Consider the following 2,205-nt stretch of genomic DNA (forward strand, 5'->3'; position numbering starts at 1 on the left):
GGTCCCGGTAGCGGATGACTTCCGCTACCGGGCCGGTACGGGCCAGAGCGACAAGCAACGCGGACCACCCTTCGGGCGGACGACCTTTGGCGGCTCGCTCCGCTCGCGCTGCGTCGACGGCCGTGCGGAGTGCCGGCCGTTGCGCGCTGTCGGCCCGGCGGACGGCAGGGAGCGCCGGAACGGAATCCAGCGGCCGTTCTCCGGTCTGCCCGGATCGGGGGCCAGCGTCCGCGCCCCTCCCCCCTTAAGAGCCGTCTTGATGGGAACGCCACGAGCGGGGCGGGGGTGGTCTCTTCCCCCAGAGCCTCGTTCAGGGCCAAGACGGCTCTTAAGGCGGGGGCGCTCAGGCCGGATGTCCCCCTGCCGCAGGGTGCCCACGGGTAGCGGGGCCCTCTACACAGGTAGAGGGGGGCGGTAGTGGGGCCTGACCTGCGAAGTAGAGGGGGTAGAGGGGTCTGTGGCCCTGACCCGCTGGGCCCCGAACCGTGGCTCTTTGGGAAGAGACCACCCCGCCCCGCTGTGTGGCGCTCTGACGGCCGTTCGGGACCTCCCGCAGTCGCCCCTCCCGCACGGTGGTGTACGGGCCGTGGGCGGCTGGATAGTCGTCCGCCCGGAGGGTGGTCCGCGTTGCTTGTCGCTCTGGCCCGTACGGGCCCGGTAGCGGAAGTCATCCGCTACCGGGACCCCTTCCCGCTACCTCGATCACGCCCCTGACCAGGGCGGTAGCGCCGGTAGCGGCAGTAGCGGACTTCCAGGAAGGGGGGCCGGACGGACCCCGGGACGACAAGCCCCCTCCTCACTCTCCGCAACCAGACAGGAGGCGTGTAGCGGAACTATCCGCTACACGACACCCATCCGCTACAAAAATCATGCTGCTGACCTGCAATGTAGCGGTGTAGCGGATGTAGCGGACTTCCAGGGACAGGGGGGAAGAGACCCGAATCGACTACCCACAGTCGCAACACCCCGGGCCCGACCCAGACAGGACGCTTTTCAGAGGGGGGCGTCACGAGACCAGCCGTCACCCGACAACAGCCCCGGCGCGCACACGGGGCCAGGGTCCGGGCCGTCTGCGGGCCGTCCGAGGGTGGCCGACGACGACCACCAACGACCAATGATGACCCCTCAAAGCCCCTTCAACCAGGGCCGCTCGGGTATCGGCGCAGGCGCGCATCGAGGCTCAACACTTCCTGCGCAACAAGAAGCAGGAGTGGGAGGAGTACCGCTCCGAGGTCACCGCGTTCGAACTGCGGAAGAACCTCCCAGTGCTGTGAGGCACCGGCCCGTGTGCCCGTGTGCGCCTCGGCCCGCCTGTCCGCCTGCCCTTGGGCCCGCGTGCCCGTACGTCCCCCGGGCCGGTCTCACGCCTCGCCGGTTCGCGCCAGGACCGTCATGTAGTGCGGGTTGGCCATCACGCCCAGGATGTTTCCGAAGGGGTCGACGACGGCCGCGGTGAAGAAGCCCTCGCCCCGGTCGGTGATCGGCTCGTACTCCTTCGCCCCCATGGCCAGCAGCCGTTCGACGGCGGCGGGCAGATCGTCCACCGCCCAGTAGACGACGGTCCCGCCGGGCGCGGCCGGGAGGCCGCCGGGGGCGTAGGAGGCGTCGCAGATGCCCAGCTCGGCCTGGTAGTCGCCGATGCGGAACTCGTAGTAACCCCCGGGGCGTTCGAAGTAGGGCTCGACGCCGAGGAGATCGGTGTACCACTCCTTGGCGGCGGTGAGATCGGCGGCCCAGTAGGTGATGGTGCTCATTCCTCGCAGCACGGTGTGTTCCCTTTCGCTCCGGTGGTTTCTCTCGGGAACCACAGTAGGAGTGAACTAGGACAGATCGTGTCCTAGTGGAAGGCTGTCAGGGCCCGGGATTCTGTCCGGATACGCCCCGGGATGCGGACCGCGCGGTGTGCGGCGACCCTGGAGAGGTGGGGGGACGTGCGGCGAAAGGGATGACCCCATGTCCGTGATGGACAAGCTCAAGCAGATGCTCAAGGGCCATGAGGCCCAGACAGACAAGGGGATCGACAAGGCGGGCGACGCTGTCGACCACAAGACCCAGGGCAAGTACAGCGGCCAGGTCGACACGGGCCAGGACAAGTTGAAGGACCAGTTCGGCGGCGGACGTCAGGACCCGCCGCCTCCGCCGCAGCCCTGACGACGGCCGGTCGTCCCGACGGCGGCCGATGACGCAGGCCGGCATCCTCTGCCG

At 69.0% G+C, this 2,205-nt stretch carries 2 protein-coding genes and 1 pseudogene; 2 read left to right on the forward strand and 1 reads right to left on the reverse strand.

The window, feature by feature from the left end; all coding sequences use genetic code 11:
• Nucleotides 1-1,187 precede the first annotated feature (1,187 nt).
• Nucleotides 1,188-1,274 (forward strand): annotated as a pseudogene (locus ACWF94_RS39180) (glutamine synthetase); the annotation flags it as partial.
• Between the two features lie 87 nt (nucleotides 1,275-1,361).
• Here the strand turns inward: ACWF94_RS39180 and ACWF94_RS39185 are convergent.
• Nucleotides 1,362-1,754, reverse strand: coding sequence for a VOC family protein (locus tag ACWF94_RS39185; protein ID WP_453499862.1), 393 nt, complete (start codon nucleotides 1,752-1,754; stop codon nucleotides 1,362-1,364).
• 199 nt (nucleotides 1,755-1,953) lie between these two features.
• Here ACWF94_RS39185 and ACWF94_RS39190 point away from each other — a divergent pair, with 199 nt between their 5' ends.
• Nucleotides 1,954-2,151, forward strand: a complete 198-nt coding sequence (locus tag ACWF94_RS39190) for an antitoxin (RefSeq protein ID WP_453499864.1) — start codon at nucleotides 1,954-1,956, stop codon at nucleotides 2,149-2,151.
• The last annotated feature ends 54 nt before the right edge of the window (nucleotides 2,152-2,205 follow it).

This window comes from Streptomyces sp. NPDC055078 (assembly GCF_053607985.1).